This window comes from Bradyrhizobium sp. Ses1, assembly GCF_059512365.1.
The window spans coordinates 1-20613 of sequence record NZ_JCAMOQ010000043.1 but is presented as its reverse complement, the minus strand read 5'-3'; the positions used below and the strand labels follow the sequence as shown (position 1 = coordinate 20613).

Annotated in this window: 17 protein-coding genes and 1 pseudogene; 3 read left to right on the top strand and 15 right to left on the bottom strand. The window is 62.7% G+C overall.

What is annotated here, in order from left to right:
• Window positions 1-94: 94 nt before the first annotated feature.
• Window positions 95-541 carry a DUF983 domain-containing protein gene (locus AC5ZG5_RS33890; protein WP_456645321.1) on the bottom strand — a complete coding sequence of 149 codons (447 nt, stop codon included), beginning with the start codon at window positions 539-541 and terminating at the stop codon, window positions 95-97.
• A gap of 46 nt (window positions 542-587) precedes the next feature.
• On the opposite strand from AC5ZG5_RS33890, the gene AC5ZG5_RS33885 reads away from it, so the two are divergent.
• Complete coding sequence (locus tag AC5ZG5_RS33885) at window positions 588-1997, top strand: aminotransferase-like domain-containing protein (RefSeq protein WP_456645320.1); 1410 nt, start codon at window positions 588-590, stop codon at window positions 1995-1997.
• 12 nt (window positions 1998-2009) lie between these two features.
• Here AC5ZG5_RS33885 and AC5ZG5_RS33880 read toward each other — a convergent pair whose 3' ends face one another.
• The 4 genes from AC5ZG5_RS33880 to AC5ZG5_RS33865 form a co-directional block, all read right to left on the bottom strand.
• The gene (locus AC5ZG5_RS33880; protein WP_456645319.1) at window positions 2010-2204 is read right to left on the bottom strand and encodes a hypothetical protein; all 195 of its coding nucleotides are present in this window, start codon (window positions 2202-2204) and stop codon (window positions 2010-2012) included.
• Window positions 2204-3367 (bottom strand): PepSY-associated TM helix domain-containing protein, encoded by a 1164-nt coding sequence (locus tag AC5ZG5_RS33875; protein ID WP_130227809.1) that lies wholly within the window; start codon window positions 3365-3367, stop codon window positions 2204-2206. Before AC5ZG5_RS33875 ends, AC5ZG5_RS33880 begins: the two co-directional genes overlap by 1 nt.
• Window positions 3368-3376: 9 nt before the next feature.
• Window positions 3377-5713 carry a TonB-dependent siderophore receptor gene (locus tag AC5ZG5_RS33870; protein WP_456645318.1) on the bottom strand — a complete coding sequence of 779 codons (2337 nt, stop codon included), beginning with the start codon at window positions 5711-5713 and terminating at the stop codon, window positions 3377-3379.
• 205 nt (window positions 5714-5918) lie between these two features.
• Window positions 5919-6839, bottom strand: coding sequence for a helix-turn-helix domain-containing protein (locus tag AC5ZG5_RS33865; RefSeq protein WP_456645317.1), 921 nt, complete (start codon window positions 6837-6839; stop codon window positions 5919-5921).
• A gap of 1019 nt (window positions 6840-7858) precedes the next feature.
• Here AC5ZG5_RS33865 and AC5ZG5_RS33860 point away from each other — a divergent pair.
• The gene (locus AC5ZG5_RS33860) at window positions 7859-9595 is read left to right on the top strand and encodes an ABC transporter permease (protein WP_456645316.1); all 1737 of its coding nucleotides are present in this window, start codon (window positions 7859-7861) and stop codon (window positions 9593-9595) included.
• Window positions 9596-9741: 146 nt separating this feature from the next.
• Here the strand turns inward: AC5ZG5_RS33860 and AC5ZG5_RS33855 are convergent, their stop codons facing one another.
• The gene (locus AC5ZG5_RS33855) at window positions 9742-10566 is read right to left on the bottom strand and encodes a DUF1194 domain-containing protein (RefSeq protein WP_456645315.1); all 825 of its coding nucleotides are present in this window, start codon (window positions 10564-10566) and stop codon (window positions 9742-9744) included.
• Window positions 10567-10797: 231 nt separating this feature from the next.
• Here AC5ZG5_RS33855 and AC5ZG5_RS33850 point away from each other — a divergent pair, with 231 nt between their 5' ends.
• Window positions 10798-12045 carry a multidrug effflux MFS transporter gene (locus AC5ZG5_RS33850; protein WP_456645314.1) on the top strand — a complete coding sequence of 416 codons (1248 nt, stop codon included), beginning with the start codon at window positions 10798-10800 and terminating at the stop codon, window positions 12043-12045.
• A 216-nt stretch (window positions 12046-12261) separates the two neighbouring features.
• Here AC5ZG5_RS33850 and AC5ZG5_RS33845 read toward each other — a convergent pair whose 3' ends face one another.
• From AC5ZG5_RS33845 to AC5ZG5_RS33805, 9 genes and pseudogenes are all read right to left on the bottom strand, one after another.
• The gene (locus tag AC5ZG5_RS33845; RefSeq protein ID WP_456645313.1) at window positions 12262-13122 is read right to left on the bottom strand and encodes a lytic transglycosylase domain-containing protein; all 861 of its coding nucleotides are present in this window, start codon (window positions 13120-13122) and stop codon (window positions 12262-12264) included.
• 13 nt (window positions 13123-13135) lie between these two features.
• Window positions 13136-13597, bottom strand: coding sequence for a hypothetical protein (locus AC5ZG5_RS33840; RefSeq protein ID WP_456645312.1), 462 nt, complete (start codon window positions 13595-13597; stop codon window positions 13136-13138).
• 20 nt (window positions 13598-13617) lie between these two features.
• Window positions 13618-14721 (bottom strand): peptidylprolyl isomerase, encoded by a 1104-nt coding sequence (locus tag AC5ZG5_RS33835; protein WP_456645311.1) that lies wholly within the window; start codon window positions 14719-14721, stop codon window positions 13618-13620.
• Window positions 14722-14917: 196 nt separating this feature from the next.
• Window positions 14918-16228, bottom strand: coding sequence for a metal-dependent hydrolase family protein (locus AC5ZG5_RS33830; protein ID WP_456645358.1), 1311 nt, complete (start codon window positions 16226-16228; stop codon window positions 14918-14920).
• 181 nt (window positions 16229-16409) lie between these two features.
• Window positions 16410-16973 (bottom strand): HdeD family acid-resistance protein, encoded by a 564-nt coding sequence (locus tag AC5ZG5_RS33825; RefSeq protein ID WP_028165242.1) that lies wholly within the window; start codon window positions 16971-16973, stop codon window positions 16410-16412.
• Between the two features lie 42 nt (window positions 16974-17015).
• Window positions 17016-18197, bottom strand: coding sequence for an MFS transporter (locus AC5ZG5_RS33820; RefSeq protein WP_456645310.1), 1182 nt, complete (start codon window positions 18195-18197; stop codon window positions 17016-17018).
• Between the two features lie 100 nt (window positions 18198-18297).
• A pseudogene (locus AC5ZG5_RS33815) lies at window positions 18298-18540 on the bottom strand (MFS transporter); the annotation flags it as partial.
• A 196-nt stretch (window positions 18541-18736) separates the two neighbouring features.
• Window positions 18737-19729, bottom strand: a complete 993-nt coding sequence (glsA, locus tag AC5ZG5_RS33810; protein WP_456645309.1) for a glutaminase A — start codon at window positions 19727-19729, stop codon at window positions 18737-18739.
• A 274-nt stretch (window positions 19730-20003) separates the two neighbouring features.
• Window positions 20004-20372 (bottom strand): hypothetical protein, encoded by a 369-nt coding sequence (locus AC5ZG5_RS33805; protein WP_456645308.1) that lies wholly within the window; start codon window positions 20370-20372, stop codon window positions 20004-20006.
• Between the last annotated feature and the right edge of the window lie 241 nt (window positions 20373-20613).

The window sequence follows — 20613 nt, the reverse complement described above, 5'->3', positions numbered from 1 at the left end:
GCCGCGCCGATTGTTGCTACGATCTTGGTGATGGGCTCATTACGTGAAAATGGCTCACGGAGCTTCTCTGCCCACAGGCCAGTTCGAGCAGCGTTCAGGTAAGCGCCTGCCTCTTCAGCGAAGTGGTGTCGGTGGACGGGGTGGATTTTGCGGAATTAGCCGACCTTCGATTCTTCGATTGCGCGAAATCATGCATTCCCGTTTGCCACTGAAGGCCAACGATCGCGCCTTTCGTCGGCTGAAGCAGCGCGAGCGATGCGAACAGCGTAAAGGGCAGCCATATCGCGAGTTGCAGCCACGCCGGCGGCGCGTAAGCCATCTCGACGGCGAGCAAAGCCGGCACGACCACATGTCCGACCACGACGATGACGAGATAGGCGGGAAAGTCATCGGCACGCTGCGGCGTGTAGTCCTCGCCGCAGACTTCGCAGTGATCCACGACCTTCAGGAACCGGCGGAAAAGGTGCCCCTTCCCGCAATTGGGGCATCGCATGGTGAAGCCGCGCAATGCGGCTCGGGCAACCGAAACTGGCTGTGTCATCGCTGAATTCCTTGACCTGAGGCATGTCCATACAGTACGAGAATGTATGGATACAATCAAAGACAAACAGGCCTATTGTATGGATTGGGTCCCTACACTTTCCGAATGGCAAGGCCCCCTGTTCATGCGGATCGTCGATGCGCTGGCGTCCGACATCGAGAGCGGCCGGCTTGTTCGCGGACAAAGGCTGCCGACGCACCGCGCGCTCGCCACCGAGCTCGGCATCGATCTCACCACCGTCACCCGCGCCTACGGCGAAGCGCGCCGGCGCGGCCTGCTGGACGCCAGGGTCGGTCAGGGCACGTTCGTCTCGGAGACGACGGTGCGTTCGCCGTCGCACGTTCCCGCGCAAGTCACGATCGACCTTTCGATGAATCTTCCACCTCAACCGGTGGAAGCCAATCTGGATCTTCGGATCGCGCAGGGGTTGGAGACGATTCGCAGAGAGAGCGGCTTCGGCGCATTCCTGACCTATTCAAGACCAGGCGGCAGCGATCTCGATCTCGAGATGGCGGCAAACTGGCTGCGCCATCGCGTGACGGATGCGGATGCCGAACGTCTCGTGATCTTTCCGGGATCGCAGGCCATCGTGTTCAATGCGCTTCTCGCCCTCACCTCGCCCGGCGACGTGGTTCTGACGGAGGCACTCACCTATCCCGGCCTGAAGACAGCCGCCGCCCGATTGGGCGTTCGCCTGATCGGCTTGCCGATGGACGAACAAGGCGCGCGGCCGGATGCGCTCAAGGATGCATGCCGCAAGTACAAGCCGAAGGCCGTCTATCTGGTGCCAACGCAGCAGAATCCGACGACCGCCACCGCAGGCCCGGCGCGCCGCAAGGCCATCGCCGAAATCATCCGCCATGCAGGGACCTTCCTGATCGAGGACGACGCCTATGGTCTGCTCGAGCCGTCAGCTTCGCCGATCGCAAACCTGATTCCCGAGCGGAGCTATTTCGCCGCCAGCACGTCGAAATGCATCGCTCCGGGACTGCGCGTCGCCTATCTGCTGGCACCCGATCCCACCGCAGCGCAGACCATGCGCAGCGGATTGCAGGCGACGATGCAGATGTCACCACCCCTGATGGTCGCGCTCCTCACCCACTGGATCCGAAACGGCATCGCCGATGAGATCATCGAGGCGGTGCGCAACGAAGCCAAGGGACGACAGCAACTGGCGGGACGTATCCTGAAGGGCATCGCTTTCGCATCCCGTCCCACCAGCCATCACCTTTGGCTGGAGCTACCGCCATCCTGGAATCGGATGGACCTGCTTTCGCATCTGCTGCGCCACGGGCTTGCCGTTGTCGGCGAAGATGCCTTCGCCGTCATTGACAAGCCGCCGCGCGGGATCCGTGTCTCCCTTGGCGCGGCGCGCAACCGCGCCGATGTCAGCCAGGCCATGCAGGTGCTCGCGGCGGCCATGAAATTGTCTGTCATGGCGACGCAGATCGTCTGAGGCGCCGGCCGCTCAATTCGGCTTTCGCCACCAGATGAAGAGCGAGTAGAGGACAACCGGGACGGCCAGGGTGACCCATGAGAGGGCATCCCACCAACCGTCTCCCACGAGCGCGCCGACGAGGCCGAGCGTGCTGACGACCGCGACCAGCAAGGGCGCGATAAAGATCTGTCGAAGCGTGCGATGCATGGGTTTGCGCGACGTCATCAGGACGACAATGCGGGACTTTCGAGGTTTGAGGAGCGCGCGATCACGCGATCGACGCTGACCCCTGCCCTTCGCCGCCGCACCCACAAATAGATGCCGGTGCCGAGGATGATGATCGTGAGCACGTCGAGCAGTGCCCAGAGGATCTTGAGCGGCATGCCGCCATAGTCGCCGAAATGCAGCGGCTGGGAAATGAACAGGGTCGAGACGTACCAGGGCATATCGCGGCTGTCGGTGAGCGTGCCGGTCTCGGCGTCGACCAGGGCCGGCTTCAAAAGGCGCGAGGTGAGCGGCGTGTTGCCGCGCAGGAACACCGCGTAGTGGCTCTTACTGCTGAAGATCGAGCCGGGGAATGCGACGAAGCTTGGCGTCATCCCCGGCACCGCATGCGCCGCCACCTCGACCGCTGCATTGACCGACGTCAGCTTCGCGGGCACCGAGCGATCGCGATACTGCGCGGTCATCTCGGCAAGCTGGCCATACTGCCACATCTTCAGGACCAGGTCGGCCCATGTGTTGATGACGCCGGTGAAGCCGACCACCAGCGTCCACGCAACGAGAAGGATGCCGGCAAGGTTGTGGACGTCAAGCCAGCGCACCACGCGCGTCCGGCCGGCGCGATAGGTGCCGAAGCTCAGCTTCCGCATCGAGGGCGCATAGACGACGATGCCGGAGATGATGGCGACGCAGAACAGGATGCCCATCAGGCCGAGGAAGAGCTTGCCCGGCAGGCCAGCGAACATGTCCGTGTGCAGCTTGAGCATGATGTAGGTGAAGCGGCCGGTCACGTCAGGTGCATCCAGATAGGCGCCCGTATGCGCGTCCATCCGGATCAAGAGGTTCTTGCTCGGATCGGACGTGATCGAAGGCCCGACGCTGACGAACATCGCGTTCGGATCGTCCCGGTCCCAGATCAGGAAATGCGGGACCTGTCCCGCTGCATTGGCGATTGCGTTGGCGAGCAGATGGTCGAGATCGGCAAGCGGCGCATCCGCCGCCACCTCAGCCGGCTTCACCTGGCTGTGCAGGAGGTCGTCGATCTCCTCATGGAAAATCAGCGGCAGCCCCGTGATGCACAGGAGCAGCATGAACACCGTACAGATGAGGCTCGTCCATTTGTGGACGAAACCCCATCGCCGAAGAGACCTGGTTGCCGCCGTCACTTTGCCGTCCTAGTTCCAGCTATATTTCAACGTGCCGAGCACCGTACGTCCATTCCCCAAGCCACAATAGGGCAAGCCGGTCAAGCACGACGCCACGTAGAAGTGGTCGGTCAGGTTGGTCACATTGACCTGCGCCTTCAATCCCTTCCAGTCCGGCCGCAGATAGCCGAAATCGTAGCTCACGGCGGCATCGAACAGCGTATAGGCCGGGACGACGAAAGTGTTGAAGCTGTCTCCATAGGTCTCGCCGACATAGCGCACGCCGAACCCGAGCCCGAGACCTGCAACCGGACCATCGTACCAGGTGTACTTGCCCCAGAGCGAGGCTTGGTCCTGGGCGGTGTTCATCATGTATTTGCCGGCATATCCGGCAATGCTTGAAGTGACCTTCGGATCGAGATGGCTGTAGCCGCCGACGATCTCCAGTTCGCGGGTGATGTTGCCTTTCGCTTCAAACTCGAAGCCGCGAACGCGAACGGCGTCGGTCTGCACGTTGAACAGCGGATTGATCGGGCTTGCGGTGAGAATGTCCTGCTGTTTGATCTCGAACACGGCGGCCGTCAGCATCAGGTTCGATCCGTTCGGCATGAATTTGACGCCGGCTTCAGTGCCTTCGCCGGTGGTCGGCCTGAACGAGTTGCCGGCGAGATCGGCGCCCAGATTTGGCGTGAACGATGTCGCATAGCTCACATAGGGCGACAATCCGAAATCGAAGAGATAGTTGAGGCCGACGCGTCCCGTCTGCGCCCGGTCGTCGCGGGAGTAGCTGCCGGCGAGCGGAAAGACTGCGAAGCTCTTGGAATCCGTGCTCACCCAATCGTTGCGGCCGCTCACCGTCAGCGTCCAGCGGTCGAGCTTGATCTGGTCCTGCAGATAGAGACCGGCCTGGCTCAGCTTGTCGTTGCGCAGGATGAATGGCGCCAATGATGCGAAGGACGGAACAGCGGTATTATATACCGGAGCGTAGGCGTCGATCGGAGCGATACCGGCGGATCGATAGTCGGTGTTGGACCAGAGATTAAAGTAGTCGAAGCCCAACAGCACCTTGTGGGCGAGCGGTCCGGTCAGGAAATCCGCCTGCAACTGGTTGTCGAGAGCGATGTTGGCGGCGCTTGCCTTCACATAATTATAGCTGCGGTTGACGAGACGGTCGGTCGCCATGCCTTCCGTGCGAACCGAAGAGAGATCGTTGGTGACATCGGTGTAACGCAGGTTCTGCCGGAACTGCAGGTTGTTGTCGAAGCGGTGCTCGAAGGCATAGCCGACCATGAACTGCTCGAGATTGTAGCCGTCAGCCCCGGGTACACCGAGATAGCGGCTGTATGGAACGTGCCCGTTCGGGTTGGGCAGGAACGACACCTGGCCCGTCACGTATTGCTGGTAGCCCCTGTTGTCGGCCTTCTGGTACTGCGAGAGCAGCGTGAAGCTGGTGTCCGTCGTCGGGGCCCAGGTGAAGCTCGGCGCAATGAACAGCTTGTTGTCCTGCACGAAATCGGTCTGGGTATTGCTGTCACGTGCGAGCCCGACGATGCGGTAGAGGAACTCGCCATTCTTGTCGATCGGGCCGCCGAGGTCGAACGCGCCCTGGAAGCGATCGAATGAGCCGAACGTGCCCTCGATCGTGTATTGCGGCGTCGCCGTCGGCCGCCTGCTCACCATGTTGAGCAGGCCGCCCGGCTCGGACTGGCCATAGACCACCGACGACGGCCCCTTCAGCACCTCGATCCGCTCGAGCCCATAGGTCTCGATCCGCGGCACGGCGAAGGTGGTGTTGTCCAGCGGCAGCCGCAGGCCATCCAGATATCTCGGCGCATCGAAGCCTCTGAGCTTGAAGTTGTCGAAGAACGCATTGGCCCCGAAGCTCTGCACCGTGACACCAGGCGTATAGCGCAACGCTTCGGCGACGTTCTGCGCGCCCTGCGCCTGGATCTGGTCCTGGGTGACGATCGAAATCGACTGCGGCGTCTCCAGGATCGGCGTGTCCGTCTTGGTCGCGGTCACGCTTTGCTTGGCGAGATAGCCGACCACCGGACCGATACCCCTCTCGCCGCTTGAGCGTCCGGCCGCTCCGCCCGGCGCGGCGGCTTCCTGCGTCACCGGGGCCGGCGTCCGCCGCGCGACGTTGCGGCCGGATCGCGCCGCCCGCGTCGATCGCACCGGAGCCACACGGCCGCGCTGCTGGCGAGGTGCATCGACCGTGACCGGCGGCAATTCGGTGTTCGATCTCGGCTGCTCCGCGCCGGACGGACTCTGCGCCAGCGCCGGCGTGTCCGTGAATGCCATCGCAGCGAAGCCACAAATCGTCACAAGGGCGAGTCCCCACTCGCTCTTTCGCTTGAATTCCATCGCCAGATCCCCCGTCGCGGAACGCCCGCGGACTCAGGGGACTGAGTGCAAGAATTGCGAAGCTCACGCCTTTGCGATTGCGCAAAAACTCTTTGATCTATTGTCGACAAGCTCCAGATTGGCTGCCGGAACATCAGCATCAGCTTGCTATCTTAGTGGACACACGTCACGATCAGCCGCCCCACTGCGTAGAATTATTCTCATTCTAATTTGATGGACGGCAGCGACTGGGGGCGTATCCGAAATGCTTGCGAAACGCGGTCGCAAAATTGGCGGGGTTGCCGTAGCCCGCGAGATAGGCCGCCTCGTTGATCGATATGCCCTGCTCGATGATCGCATCGCGTGCCGATTCGAGCCGGCGCGTCCGCAGATATTCGGAGGCGCTGACGCCAAACGCCCGTCGGAAATGGGTGTTGAAGGAGCGGCGGCTGATGCCTGCCTCGCGCGCCAATTGGGAGACTTTCCACGGGCGCCGCAGATCCGCGTCGATCGCGTCGCGGATCGCGCGCAGCCGCCGCTGCTTGTGATCGCCGGCCATCTCCATGCTCGCGCGCTCGCCCGCGATCGATATGACGCGCGCGAGGATCTCCATCGCATGCGCGGACAGCAGCAGCTCTTCCGCGCGTCCTTCCAGTGTCGGAGACAGCATTTCGGTTGCCATGGCAAGGATGCGTGGCGGCGCCTTCAGCGTGACCACGAATTCATCCGATTCCGCCGAGGAAAACAGCTCGAGGAACTCGCGCTGCAGGCCGAGCCGATCGATCGATGCCTTGGGAAACGCGAGGCCCGCGGCAAACATACGCACTCCGCCGGAGGTCTCGCCGCTCCAGAGCTGCGGTTTCCGCAAAGCCATCACGACAATCGAATTTTCCGAGTAGCGGAACCGCGTGACATCGCGATGCGGACCTCCCTGGCCTGAGCCCTTCAACACGATGGTGACGAACAGGCCGGCCTTGATCACGCCTTCGCTGCGTATCATGCGATCAAGGATGAAATTGTTTCGCTGGAACAGGCAGCCGGGAGATTCGAGCCATTGCGCAGTCCCCTCGAAGTCGTCCTCCCTTGATACTCCCTCGGAGTCGAAGACGCGGAACTGATCGAAGATGCGATGATAGATGTGCGTCACGTCCTTTGCCTGGAGCCGGCCAGCAAACCTTGGATCTATCTGCCTCTCAACCGTTGCCGAGGCAATTAGAACGCTTTCAAAGTGCCGCGCTGCGTCCGCAGTCGGTAGGATGGGTCGAACCTCGCATCGGTGTCGTCCCGTCGAAAGACGGGACCCATAACCACAGGGAGGTGTTGTGGCGCGAGCATGCGGTTGCAGCGGAGCACATCATAAGCGCTTGTGGTTATGGGTCCTGGCCTTCGCCAGGACGACGGCGTCATTGCGAGCGGAGCGAAGCAATCCATCTCGCCGCTTGCGGAAGCATGGATTGCTTCGCTTTGCTCGCAATGACGGGGTCAGGTCTGAGTTGAATGTCAAACAGCGATAAGGATATGACTCCGCATTCTCGCGGCGCCTTGCGTCCGAGCTTTGCGTCTCGTTCCACCCTCCTCGATATCAGAGGGCGCAGGGAAAGCCGGGTGCCGGTTGCACCCGTGGGTCCCGTGCAACAAAAAGCACGGGGGTAGGACCACAGGTTCAACCGAAGCATTCCGGCTTTCCCTGCGCGATGGTTTACGGCTTACTTCGTGCTCTCCCCGGTGACCGGGCTCTTTTGCCACCGTCACTCTGCGGATGCTTGATCCACAGAACTTAGCGCCAGCGTCGGGGCGCCAGGACCACACGACTTCGCCGTCCGTGATGTGTGTGCTCGTCACTCACACGCTTCACGTCCACCGCATCTCACCGCAACGTTCGTGACGATCGCGAGCCGCCCCTCATCCGCCGTGAGACGCGCCGAGTTAAATCACTGATTTGCCCGACGGGTTAAGCGGTTTATTTTTCGCGCCAAGGCTGGACCGGGCAAATCACATTGAAATAATTCATGAAATTCGTCCAAAAGTGACTCCGCGCACAGGCTCGGGCCGCTCACGACTGGCCTCTACTATCGGCTCGTCGTGAACCCTGCCTATAACGGCGATCGCGGTCCGGTCTCGATCCTCTCGGCCGCGTGCACGCCGGGTTCTGACCAGAGGTGGCTCATGACGTTTCAGGATATCCGCAGCGCCGTCCTCGGGCAAAACTCGCTTCGGCCCAATGTCTGGGATCTCGTGGCGCTGCTGCTCTTGATCGGCGTCCTGGTGCTGATCGTCTATGGCGGCAAGCAGACGATTGAGCCGCTGTCGGAGCTCGAGCGTACGCCGGTTACGCTCGATCCGCGCAATCTTCCGCTCTATGCGCTGCGGACCACGATGCGGATGCTGCTGGCGATCGTTTGCTCGACGGTCTTCACCTTCATCTATGCCACGCTCGCCGCCAAGAGCCGGCGCGCGGAGATCGTGCTGATCCCGCTGCTCGACATCCTGCAGTCGGTGCCGATCCTCGGCTTCCTGACCTTCACGGTCGTGTTCTTCATGAACCTGTTCCCGGGGCAGGTGCTGGGTGCCGAGCTGGCCTGCGTGTTCGCGATCTTCACCAGCCAGGCCTGGAACATGACCTTCAGCATGTATCAGTCGCTGCGCAGCGTGCCGAAGGATCTCGAGGAAGCGACGCAGAGCTTTCACCTCTCCGGCTGGCAGCGGTTCTGGCGACTGGATGTGCCCTTTGCGATGCCGGGCCTGATCTGGAACGCGATGATGTCGATGTCCGGCGGCTGGTTCTTCGTGGTGGCATCGGAGGCGATCACCGCGGGCAACACGACGGTCACCCTGCCCGGCGTCGGCTCCTATGTGGCGCTGGCCATTCAAGAGCAGAACCTGCCGGCGATCGTCTATGCGCTGATGACCATGCTGCTCGTCATCATCGCCTACGACCAGCTCTTGTTTCGCCCGATCGTGGCCTGGGCCGACAAATTCCGCTTCGAGCAGACTGCCTCCACCGAGCCACCGACGTCCTGGATGCTCGACCTCTTCAGGCGTACGCGCGCGCTGCGCGCGTTGACCTATCCGCTTGGCGCTGCGAACAAGGTCATTTCGACCCTCCGCATCAGCGTGCCTGCGGTACTGCGGACGCAAGGCAAGAGCAGCCAGCCCTCCCGCCTCGTCGACGGCATATGGCTGGCAGTGGTCGCCGCCGTGACGAGCTACGCGACCTGGAAGATCTATCAGTATCTCTCCGCCACGCTCGGCTGGTCTGACGTGACCACTGCGGTTGGATATGGATTCGTCACGCTCGCGCGCGTGGTCGTGCTGATTGCGCTGGCAACGATCATATGGGTACCGATCGGCGTCTGGATCGGGCTGCGGCCGAAACTCGCCGAACGCATACAGCCGCTCGCGCAGTTCCTGGCGGCGTTCCCGGCCAACCTGGCCTTTCCCGTGTTTGTCGTGCTGATCGTGCATTTCGGATTGAATCCGAACATCTGGCTCAGCCCGCTGATGATCCTCGGCACCCAGTGGTACATCCTGTTCAACGTGATCGCCGGCGCCGCCGCCTTCCCGAGCGATTTGCGGGAAGCCGCCGGCAGCTTCCATCTGAAGGGATGGCGCTGGTGGGTGAAGGTGATCCTGCCCGGCATTTTCCCCTACTACGTCACGGGAGCAATCACCGCCTCGGGCGGATCGTGGAACGCTTCGATCGTCGCGGAAGTCGCAAGCTGGGGCGACACCCATCTGACCGCGATCGGCCTCGGCTCCTATATCGCGCGAGCGACCGAAGCCGGCGATTTTCCGAAGGTCGTGCTCGGCATCGCCGTCATGTGCGTGATGGTGACGCTGTTCAATCGCCTGCTGTGGCGGCAGCTCTATGCCTTTGGCGAGCGTCGTCTTCGTCTCGGCTGACATCCAGAGCCGTTCAGCCTCGAAGATCGGGGTTGGAGCATGATGTCATTTGGTTGAATCGGCGTGACCGCGGTAGTCCACCTCTCCCTATGGGAGAGGTAAGGCACCTCCGACGTGGCGCCAATTCGACCTGATCTCATCATGCTCTAGCGTCCCCAACGGTCCTCCCAGAGCTTTTCGCCGATCTGGCAATCGATCCTTGGTTCCTTCGCGGCGGCGGGAACGACCTTCTGCTCGGGGTCACGTCCGGCCACTTCGAGCACCAGCTTGGTGCGAATGGCTTCCTTGAATCGTTCGCGATCCTTGATTGCCACGACGAAGGAGCCGGGCCCGCCGATGACGCAATCCTCGTAGTACCAATCGAGATTGTCGATATCCATCATTGAATGGGACGGCTCCTTGATCATGATCGGCAGGCCGTTGATGACGATGCCTTTCGCCAGCGCCTGGTCGCGAGCGGGCGTGACAGGTGGCCCGTTGTTGTTGGGACCGTCGCCGGAAACATCGATGACACGCCGAAAGCCGCGGTTAGGGTCCTCGTCGAAGAGCGGCGTTCCGAACAGGATTGCGCCCGAAATTGAGGTGCGCGACCCGCGCCGGATTGGCGCCTGCATGATTTCGCTGGCGACTGCGTCAGCCGTCTCGGGGCCGTCGATCACGCGCCAGGGAATGATCACCCGTTGGTCGCCGAACGCCGACCATTCGAAGTAGGTCAGGGCGATCTTTCCGTTCGGGCCTCCCTTCAGCGCCTGCAAAAACTCCCTGGAAACGATGGCCTCAGCATAACCCTCGCGCTGCGCCGTGAGCTCGTCCGTATCCATGGAATAGGAGACGTCGGCCGCAATGATAAGCTCGATATCGACGGAAGGCGGGCCCTGCCGGTCGGCAAGTGCCGGTGGCTGACCAGGCGCTGCAGCCCCGGCGAGCACGCTGGCGGCCAGCACCGCTGCGATCGAGATGCACCATCGCATCGCGGACCTCCTCGATCCCTAGCCCCGATATGATGGTGACACGCAAGTTTCACAGGGCAAAGCGGAGAGATTGGCGACTCGGTATCCATATTTCGGAATTCGCCAAGCCATGACTGCCTAAAAGTGCGCCGCGCTGCCTATCCAGTCTGGAACCGCCGGTCCGCCATTCCGAAACGCGGGATTGTGCATTGCAGCACGATCGTTATGTTGCGCTCCGCAAAAGGATGCTACGTGTCTGAAATCAACGCCGAGGCCTGGGTATCGTCAGGCCACCGCCCGATGGGCTTCCCCGAATTTGTCATTGCGATCGCATCGATCATGGCGCTGAACCCGCTGGCCATGGACATGATGCTGCCGGCGCTGCCGAGCATCGGCGCCGCATTCAACATTGCCGACGCCAACCATCCGCAGATGGTGCTGTCGACCTTCCTGATCGGCTTCGGTGTCGGACAGTTCGTGATGGGCCCGTTGTCGGATCGCTTCGGCCGCCGTCCGGTGCTGCTCGGCGGCATGGCCGTCTATGGTGTCGCAAGCCTGCTCGCGATCGCGGCGCCATCCTTCGAGACGTTGCTGCTCGCGCGTGCGCTGCAGGGCCTCGGCACGTCGGCGACGCGTGTGATCGCCACCTCGATCGTGCGCGACTGTTACGCAGGACGACGCATGGCGAGCGTGATGTCGCTCGCGATGATGGTCTTCATCGCGGTGCCTGTGGTCGCGCCGTCGTTCGGCCAGGCGGTGCTGCTGCTGACGCAGTGGCGCGGCATTTTCGTTGCGCTGATGCTGTACGGCGTGATCGCGCTGGCCTGGAGCGCGTTGCGCATGCCGGAAACGCTACCGGTGGAGGAGCGCAAGTCGCTTCGGCTTGGCGAGGTGCTTGGCGCCTTCCGGCAGACCATCAGCAACCGCCAGACGCTGGGCTATGCGTTGGCATGTGGCGGCGTGTGGGGCGCGATGTTCGCGTTCGTGTTCTCCTCGCAGCAGGTGTTCACCGATATCTACCGGCTCGGCCACTACTTCCCGCTCGCATTCGCCGCCATTGCGACCGGCGTCGCCATCGCCGGCTTTCTCAACTCCCGCATCGTCGGCCGCCTCGGCATGCGCGTGATCTCGCACGGCGCATTGGCGGGATTTCTGCTGGTTGCCGCCGTCATGCTGGCGGCGGTGAAGCTGCAAATGCTGCCCTTACCGTTGTTCATGCTGCTGTCGGCGCTGATGATGTTCACCTTCGGCCTGATGATGGCGAACTTCACGGCGCTCGCCATGGAGCCGCATGGCCATATCGCAGGTACCGCGTCGTCGCTGTACGGATCGATCACGACATTGCTCGGCATCGGCGTCGGGATGGCGATCGGCCAGAGCTATGACGGCACGCTGCTGCCGTTCTCGACTGGCTTCTTCCTCTGCGCGCTCGCGGCACTCGCCATCGCGGCTGTGACGGAAAAGCGCCGCCTGTTCCGGCCGCATCATCACGCGGTGTAGCCGCGCAGGTCTGATGATTTTCTCAAATCGAGGAAGTGGCTCGGATTCACCTCGCCCCGCCCGCGGGGAGAGGTCGAAATTCAGGCGCAGCTTGAATTTCGGGTGAGGGGGAGCCTCCGCAAACACAGCCGTCATCGTGTTCGCGGATAGAGCCCCTCACCCCAACCCTCTCCCCGTAAGAACGGGGAGAGGGAGGATCACCAGCATCTTCGCCCTTTATTTTCCGCCGTGCACCTGGACGACGAGCGCGCTGAGGCGGGCGTTCAGGTTGGCATAGTTGATATTGGGGCCGCCCAGGCCGGCCAAGCATCTGCGCTTGCATCCACCGCCACCGCCGCCGCCACCACGGGCCGGCTCGCCGAAGGTGGCGACGGGAACGCTGCCGGTAACCTGGAAGCCGCGCGCCATCAGCCGCGAGCGCACCGCGAGGCAATAGCTCACCGACAGATGGGAGAAGCGCGTCTCGCCATGGCCGGCGCGGTATTTCATCACGGCGGTGCAGAGATCGCCGCGGGCGAGCCGCCATGCCTGGGCGAGGTAGGTCACCCCATAGCGGATGTTGGTCTCGGGCACGGCGAGTTCGGCATTGGAGCCGGTGAAGCCAAGCATCCGCGCCGTCGAGGGCAACACCTGCATCAATCCGATTTCACCGACGCCGCCGATCGCGCCCGCATTGTAGCCGCTCTCCACGCCCATCACGGCTTCCGCGATCTCGGGCGCAAGGCCCGTGCCGGCGGTCTGCTTCTCGATCAGCTCGCGATAGCGGGAGCGAGGCTGCGCGCTTGAGGTCGAGGTCGCGCCGCCTCGCGTCGGGGGCAACCCGACCTTGGCATTCTCGCGCCATTGCCGTTCGATGGCCGATGGAGATTCGGCCGGCGCAGCTTCCTTGGCTGGCGCAGCTTCGGCTGGCGCAGCTTCCTTTTCAGGCTCGCTTGCCGCCTCGGCAGCGGGGGATTCCTCCGCCGCCGCGGGTGACGTATCGGCGAACGCGAGAGCGCTTGTCAGTGCGAGGCCGACGCCGGTCGCCAGCGCAAGCAACCAACCGCGCGACAGCCTGGTCTGCCGATGCCCCCGCACGCCCCCGCCTCGCTCACTCTGTAGATCGAAGCCGCAGGCGAAGACGCAGCGGCTGAAGCATGTCGGGAGGCGGCGCGCCGGCATTGGCGGAGGCAAGCAGCGGACGCAACCGGCCGGCAAGCTCGGGATCCATGCTGCTGTCGAACGCGATGCGGTCCATCCTGCCGTCGGGCAGGATCGAGGCGCTCACGACGAATGTCAGCGGCTTGTTCTCCTTCTCTCGCCCCGCCGCGAAGGTCACAAGCCACCGCGACGTGTCGCCGTCGGCATCGATCTGCTGCTGAAAGGCCCCCTGCAGCCGGGACGCATAGTCGCGCCACGCGGCGGGCGCCTCGGACGCGGCCTTGTAGTCCGTGCTTTGCGCCGCAGCCGGCGCGCGCCCGGCGGAAAGGCCGAGCGCCACGAGACCGAAGGAACGCAGCAGACGCCGCAGCCTGCCCGGATTCCCGTTCATGATCTGGGATTTCGATGCCATCGTTTCCGTGCCGAATGCTGTTAGCGGGTAGCGCCTGCCGATTGCGTCAGCTCGCCAGCGATGCGGGATAGAGCGATTTCGTTGATCGCGGGCGGATTCTGCTCGAGCGCGCGCGCAAGATAGGCGCGGCGATTGAGCTCGGCACGCTGCGCCCGCAGGCGCTGGACCAGGGTGTCGCGCACGTCGGCAAGCGCCACGGTTTCGGACGGCTTGGTCTCGATCAGCTTGACGATGTGATAGCCGTCGGCGAGCTTGATCGGCTCGCTCACGCTATTGACGGCCATTCCCATCACGCGGCTCTTGATCTCGGGAACGAGCTGCGGCTCGGGCAGCCAGCCGAGATCGCCGCCCTTGTCGGCCTGCTCCCGCTGGTCGGTGGTGTCCTTGGCGATCTCGGTGAAGTCCGCCTTCGGCTGCTTCAGCTTGGCCTGGATGTCCGCGACCTTCGCCTTGGCCTTCTCCTCGGCCGCGGCGTCCGCTCCTTCCGCCAGCGCGACATAGATCTGGGCGAGATGAAAGCGGCGCGGCATGATCAGCGCGCCCTTGTTGGCGTCATAGGTCTTCTGGATTTCCGCCTCATCCGGATAATTCTCCGGCGGCACCGACGCCGACTGCAGATAGGTCTCGAAGATGGCCTCCTCGCGCAGCTTGGTGAGCTGAGCGACGACGGCCGGTTGGTCCTGCCACTTCTTGTCTGTGGCTTCCTTGAGGACGAGCTGCCTTGCAAACATCGCGCGGAGCGTCTGGTTGAGAAGCGCGGGATCGCGCGCGAGCGCGGCGCGCTGTTCGGGCCCGACGGCGGCGAGGAAAGCGCGGATTTCCGACGCGGAGACGTCACGTCCGCCAACGCGCGCGACCGGCTCGTTGCCGGGCGCCGCCGCCTCGGCCTGCGGCGCCGGGGCGGCCGGCTGGGCCGCTGCAACAGGCGCTGGTGCTGCGGCAGGCGCCTTCGGCTTCACCACCCGCTGCGGTGCCGCCGGGGGAGGATTTTGCGCGAAAGTGGGTTCAGCCCCGCCCAATGCGCCGGCCAGTCCGACGATCGCCAACGCCACGAGGTGACGGCCGACACGATCGCGATGGTATCGCGGTGCTGGGCGTTCAAACGCAGGACGAAAGGCAGTCATAGTGACCTCAGGGTTCGATCTTCTGGTTCAGAATCCGGTCGCCGTAGTCCTGCGACAACGTTCTGGATCTCGACGCGGCGGAAGCCGAGTAGCGGTTCGCTAGCCACTACTCACCAAATGTCACATTTTCATAACAGTCCACCAGTTCGCGACCGGTCTTGGCCGGTTGCTGGTATCTCCGTACGTACATGGCGGATCAGCGCCGGGAAGGCTCGTGGGCGAGAAGGTTCTTGTAGACCTTTCCGCCTTTCATGATGACGAGGAAATTCTTCGCCGGATCTTCCACGAGCCTGATGTTGTCGATCGGATTGCCGTCGACCAGCAGGAGGTCGGCGAGCGCGCCCTCCTCCACCACGCCCAGCTTGCCGGGATATGGGTTTCGGGGTCCGGACAGGCTGAGCAATTCGGCATTGGTCGATGTCGCCATTGTCAGCGCTTCAGCCGGCGTGTACCAGCGCGTGAGGTCGGCCAGCATGGCGCCTTGCCGCTCCGCCAGCGCCTGAGAGAACAGGATGTCAGTGCCGAAGGCAGTCTTGATTCCGTATTTCTTTGCCAGCGCGTAGACTCTGTCCGTGCCGGCAACCACCTGCCGCATCTTCGCCTGCTCCGACGGCCCGAGCGCACTTGCGCCCGCCAGATCTAGGAAAGGTTGCGTGCTCAACCAGATTCCTTTCTCCGCCATGAGGCGCGCCGTAGCCTCGTCCATCAGGTGGCCGTGCTCTACGCACTTTGCTCCCGCCGCAATCGAGCGCTGAATCGAAACCGGCGTATAGGCGTGCACAGCCACATAGGTGCCCCAGTTTTCGGCAGCTTCGACGGCGGCACGCAGCTCGGGCTCGGTGAAGGTGGATACATTGAGCGGGCTGAACGGCGAAGCGACGCCACCGCCCGCGGTGAGCTTGACCTGTGAGGCCCCCTGCATGAGCTGCTCTCGCGCGCGCACACGAACCTCATCCGGACTGTCCGCGACCATGCTGCCGCCAATTCTTTCCATGCGGCTGAGCATGCCGCCGATCGTTCTTGGCAGATCGGTAAGCTGCCGGAAATCGCCATGGCCGCCGGTGATGGTGATCACGGCACCAGACGGATAGATGCGAGGGCCGGCGACGAGGCCATCGTCAATCGCGCGCTTGAGCCCAAAGCTCGGCCCGCCCATGTCGCGAATGGTGGTGAAGCCCCGCATCAGCGTGGCGGTGGCTTCCGCTGCCGCAAGGAGATTGTTGTAGCCGACGTCGTCAGCCAGAGTAGCCGCCGGCGTCGGGCGCACCAACATCGCATGCCAATGCGCGTCGATCAGCCCGGGCATCAACACGCGTTCGCCGCCGTCGATCACCTGAGCGTCAGCCTTGATCGCTGCAACCGAAATCTTCTCGATCTTGTTGTCCCGGACCAGGACATTGGACGGCGCGGAGAGCGCGGCGTTCTTTCCGTCAAAGATGCGAACGTTCTGGAACAGCACGGCGGACGCTTGTTGAGCCTGCGCAATCGGCAAAGCCGCGAGGTTCATTCCAATTGAAGCCAGGAGCGCAGCAATGAAAGCTCGACCCGGCTTCCTCAAACCTGACATGATTGATCTCCACCAATGGCGCATAGCGCAAGGTTCGCATTCTTGTTGTGCGGGAGGGTAACGCCCGACGTGATCGCGGGCGATTAGCGGCGTACTGCCAGTCTTCGTCGATCGACGGCTGCTACCCCGTTCTGACAGCCGGCAGCCAGGCAAGGGTCAGCCATCCGATGCCGTGAGACAAGAGGTCGATGCCGAGCAGCAATCCGATCACCCATGTCCCGGTGGCCGGAAATCCCGTGAGGATGATGAGACCTGCCACAACACCGAACAGCCCGGACACCAGAATGATCCAGCCGAACTGCTGCCAATGGCTGATGCCGACCAGGATGCGGATGAACCCCGAGATCAGAAGCAGCAGACCGAGGACAAGCGTCAGGATCAGCGCACTGGTCAGCGGCTGGGTCACCAGCACGATGCCGAATGCAAGATAGAGCGCGCCGAGCAGCAGTTGCCACACGAACCCTCCCCAACCCTTGGTCCAGAAAGCGTGAATGATCTCGAATCCACCGGCGAAAATCGCCATCCAGCCGATGAAGATGGTGCTGATCACGGTGAACAGCGCGAGATCTCCCAGGACCAGCAGGCCCGCGACGATCATGACGATTCCGAGCAGGATGCACACCCATAAAGGCGGTGTCGGCAGCCCGGTCAGGCGCATCGTAGAACCATTGTCATAGGTGGTCATGTCATTCTCCTCGATTTCAAGAGCACTCGACCCCGTTGCGCATCAGGCGGTTCGCCCGCTTTCGCTCGCCGTCTCGTCGCTCGGAATCTCTCCCGGTCGATAGTTCGGCAGCCGCCCGGCCGGAATGATCGACACAAGTGCCAGCGCAGCCATGACCAGCAGGCCGATTTTCAAGGCGCGCAGACGCGCCTCCGTGTTGACGCGCACCGCCTCGGCGACCTCTGCCGGGGATGCACTGGTATCGGCAAGGACAGTCTGAAGCCGGTCATTGCTGACGAAATTGATGTTGTCGAGATCGACCTGCGCTTGAAGTTCGGGCGTGAGCTTGGGGCTCGCGGCGATGCCGGTCAGCGCGATCGAACTCAACAGACCGACAAGGAGCGCGCCCGCCACTGCCGTCCCGACAGCGGCAGCGAGGTTGTTGGTGGTGCCGCGCAGCGATCCGACATCCCCTGCGAGTTCCTTGGGAGAAGCCGTGACCAGCACGTTGAACAGCAGCGTGACGAGCGCGCCTTGCCCGATACCAAAGACAACGAGCCCGAGCAGCACCGGCACCTCGCTCCAGTCGTTGCGCACAACGAATGCGAGCCACAACAGCGCGACTGTACAAAGGATGAAGCCGGCTCGCCCGATCTGCCGCGGCGTCAGCCTGTCATAGACATGCACGATCAGCATCGCGGCAAAGAATACTGTAAGGTTGAACGGCATCATCGCCACCGCAGTGGCAATCGGGCTGCGACCCTGCACGATCTGAATGTAGAGCGGGACGGAAAAGTTGAGCGCGGCCTCCAGCGCGACGACGGCGAACATCGCGTAGACGGCCGCTCGCTCTTCCGGCGAATCGATCACCTGAAGCGCAAGCAGAGGAGTCTTGCCTGCCTCCTGGCGTCTGTGTGTCCACATCAGGAACGCCTGGCCGAGCACGATGCCCACCACGATCAGGATCGGGGCGGGAGACAAGCCAAGAAAGCTGAACGGCGCGTTCGGGCTCGCCAACGCGAGCCCCCATCTGTTCAGATTATTGAAGCCGAAGCTGATGAGAATGATCGCGGCTGCTGCAAGTATGACGCCGACGAGATCAATCTCCACATCCGGCCGGCCGTGATCGCGCCTGAGCCGGAAGCTGAGGAAAAACACGATGGCGGAAACGGCGATGAGAATTCCGAACACCGGCCGCCAGCCGATATAGGTGCCGAGTACGCCGCCGATGATGAAGGCGAGCACGCCGGCCGCTGCACGTGCAGAACCGAGCGCACCCACCGGTTGCCTGCTGGCGTCCGGTGTAGTTCTCGGCAATGAGGGCCACCAGCGAGGGCACGATGACGGCGCCGGCGGCGCCGCACAGCGCCTGCGCCGTGATCATCACGACTGCCGTCGGGCTGAACGTCATCATGACCTGGGATATGAAGAACAGCACGACGGCCGCACGGAACACCTGCAGCGCGCCGTAGCGCTGCGCGAGCTTGGCGCCCAGCATGACGAAGCCGGCGACCAGCATGGAATAGGCCACGATGCCGGTCGCGACCGTGGTCGGAGGAACGCCGAAGCTCTTGACCATTCCCCCCATCGCCACCGGCAGCGAAGCGACGTTGAACGACATGATCATCTGGCCGAGCGCGATCGCGATCATGGGAATCCATGATGCGCGTTCCTCCTCATGGATGCCGCCGATCGAGATTGTCTGTGTCACTCTGGCGTCCTCCGATTTGCCCGGGCTTTCAGGATCGGCTAGCTGGATAGGACGCCGATCCAGTCAACATTGGTCAGTCTTCCGGTTGCGAAACGAACAGATCCATGCCCAATCGCTGCGACAGGAATTTCGCGGCGAGTTGCCCTCTCACGCTGTTGCCGGCCGCATCCAGCGGCGGCGCGAACGTGCCGAAGCCGCCTTTTCCGGGAGAAACCGCGACAATGCCGCCGCCGATCCCGCTCTTTCCCGGCAGGCCGATGTCGTAAAGCCAGTCGCCTGACGTCTCATACAATCCGGCCGTGATCATCACGGCCAAGGCGTAATGACAGACCGCAGCGTCGACCACGCGCTGCTTCGTGATCGGGTTCATTCCACCGTCCGCCAGCGTCGCGCCCATCACGGCGAGGTCTTTGGCGGTCACGTTCAGCGAACACTGCCGCGTGTAGAGATCGGTCGCCTGTTTGGCGTCGCAATAGATCCGGTCGTAGCTCTCGAGCAGCCGCGCGATACTGCGATTGCGAAAATTGGTCTCTGACGCGGAGGCGTAGACCTCTTCGTTGAGTGGAAGCTTGCGGCCCGCGAAGCGCGACAGCCCGCCGTGGATGAACTCCCACTGCGCCTCGGCGGACCTGCCTGGCGCCAAGCTCGTCGTCGCGATGGCGCCCGCATTCACCATCGGATTGGTACGCCCCTCCCCGCGCTCGATCGCGGCAAGCGAGTTGAACGGAAGTCCGGTGGCGTTGGCGCCGAGCTTTGCGCGTGCCTCTTCGGGGCCAATGGTCTCGCAGATCAGCGCGAAGACGAACGGCTTCGACACGCTCATGATGGAGAATTCGTAGTCTATGTCGCCCGCGCCGTAGACATGCCCATCGGTTGCAACGACACAAACGCCGAACAGTTCGCTGGGCACTCGGGCGAGCGCCGGGTAGACCTGCGAATTGTGGCCGTCGGCGTTCGATTTAATACGCCGGTGCGCGTCTTCCACCAGCGACTGCACCATCTCGGGATTAGGTAGATGACCGGTCGAAACGTAAGGCCGTTCATCGATCGCCGATGGTGACACCATCGCACCACTCCGCCGAACCGGGCTATGTTATTGATCTAACGCCCACGTTTAATGCGAGTCAATCTGCAACCGATGCAGCAATTTGCTGATAGACCAGCAAATGTGCCGGCTGCCATCGAGTTCTCTCACGCGCGCAAGGCTCCAACACTCGTTAGGTAAGGCACACTGTCGCAATCGACATCGCCCGCAATTGAATCAAAGAGCAGCCATTGACTGCAGAATCCGAACGCCGGGAAATTTGCAAGGTGGCCGCCTGAGTGTACGATTGCGTCACTCACGCGAGCCTGCCGCTGACCTGAGAAAAAAGGACGCGACGAGAAACTGGAGAAGGCGGGACATCATCTGAACAGCGAGGCTGATCATGGTGGCAAGTACGAGTGACGGACACTTTCTGCTGGTGAAGAAGCTTGGTGGGTTGGTCGCGGTTATCATCGGATGCCTGCTGACGGCAGTTGGCGTGACGTTTGAATCCACCAGCACGACGACTGTCGGCGTTCTCTTTCTTGTTCTTGGCGCCGTCCTGCTCACCCTCAAGATCATCAGACGGAATCAAGGAAGCCCGCTCGGATAGCTGGCTTGCGGCGTTGAGAATGAGGATGAGCCCGCAGCGATAGCGGTTCACTTCGTTCGCCAGTTCGGACAATGGGCGGTTGTTGACGATCGGCAGTCCGCGTTACCAGGCGCGTGCCTCCGCACATGTGCCCTAAAGGTAAGAGCGAGTCGCTTAAGCCGATAGCGAGTCAATCAAGTCTAGGACCCTCCCCGCCTACCCACCCTCGACTTGCTGACCTTGAAGTCCGCTTTGCCCCAAGGGACTAAACCGCTCGCGCGGTAGGGAACCGGCTGGCAGCGGTGTCCAGACGATAGCGTAACAGGGCGTCCTG

Bases quoted from the DNA above. Each gene is read 5' to 3' on its own strand.
- AC5ZG5_RS33840 (WP_456645312.1), bottom strand. From the start codon at position 13,597: ATGGCATCGAAATCCCAGATCATGAACGGGAATCCGGGCAGGCTGCGG.
- AC5ZG5_RS33880 (WP_456645319.1), bottom strand. From the start codon at position 2,204: ATGACGTCGCGCAAACCCATGCATCGCACGCTTCGACAGATCTTTATC.
- AC5ZG5_RS33870 (WP_456645318.1), bottom strand. From the start codon at position 5,713: ATGGAATTCAAGCGAAAGAGCGAGTGGGGACTCGCCCTTGTGACGATT.
- glsA (WP_456645309.1), bottom strand. From the start codon at position 19,729: ATGGTGTCACCATCGGCGATCGATGAACGGCCTTACGTTTCGACCGGT.
- AC5ZG5_RS33890 (WP_456645321.1), bottom strand. From the start codon at position 541: ATGACACAGCCAGTTTCGGTTGCCCGAGCCGCATTGCGCGGCTTCACC.
- AC5ZG5_RS33860 (WP_456645316.1), top strand. From the start codon at position 7,859: ATGACGTTTCAGGATATCCGCAGCGCCGTCCTCGGGCAAAACTCGCTT.
- AC5ZG5_RS33885 (WP_456645320.1), top strand. From the start codon at position 588: ATGGATACAATCAAAGACAAACAGGCCTATTGTATGGATTGGGTCCCT.
- AC5ZG5_RS33855 (WP_456645315.1), bottom strand. From the start codon at position 10,566: ATGCGATGGTGCATCTCGATCGCAGCGGTGCTGGCCGCCAGCGTGCTC.
- AC5ZG5_RS33835 (WP_456645311.1), bottom strand. From the start codon at position 14,721: ATGACTGCCTTTCGTCCTGCGTTTGAACGCCCAGCACCGCGATACCAT.
- AC5ZG5_RS33825 (WP_028165242.1), bottom strand. From the start codon at position 16,973: ATGACCACCTATGACAATGGTTCTACGATGCGCCTGACCGGGCTGCCG.
- AC5ZG5_RS33830 (WP_456645358.1), bottom strand. From the start codon at position 16,228: ATGAACCTCGCGGCTTTGCCGATTGCGCAGGCTCAACAAGCGTCCGCC.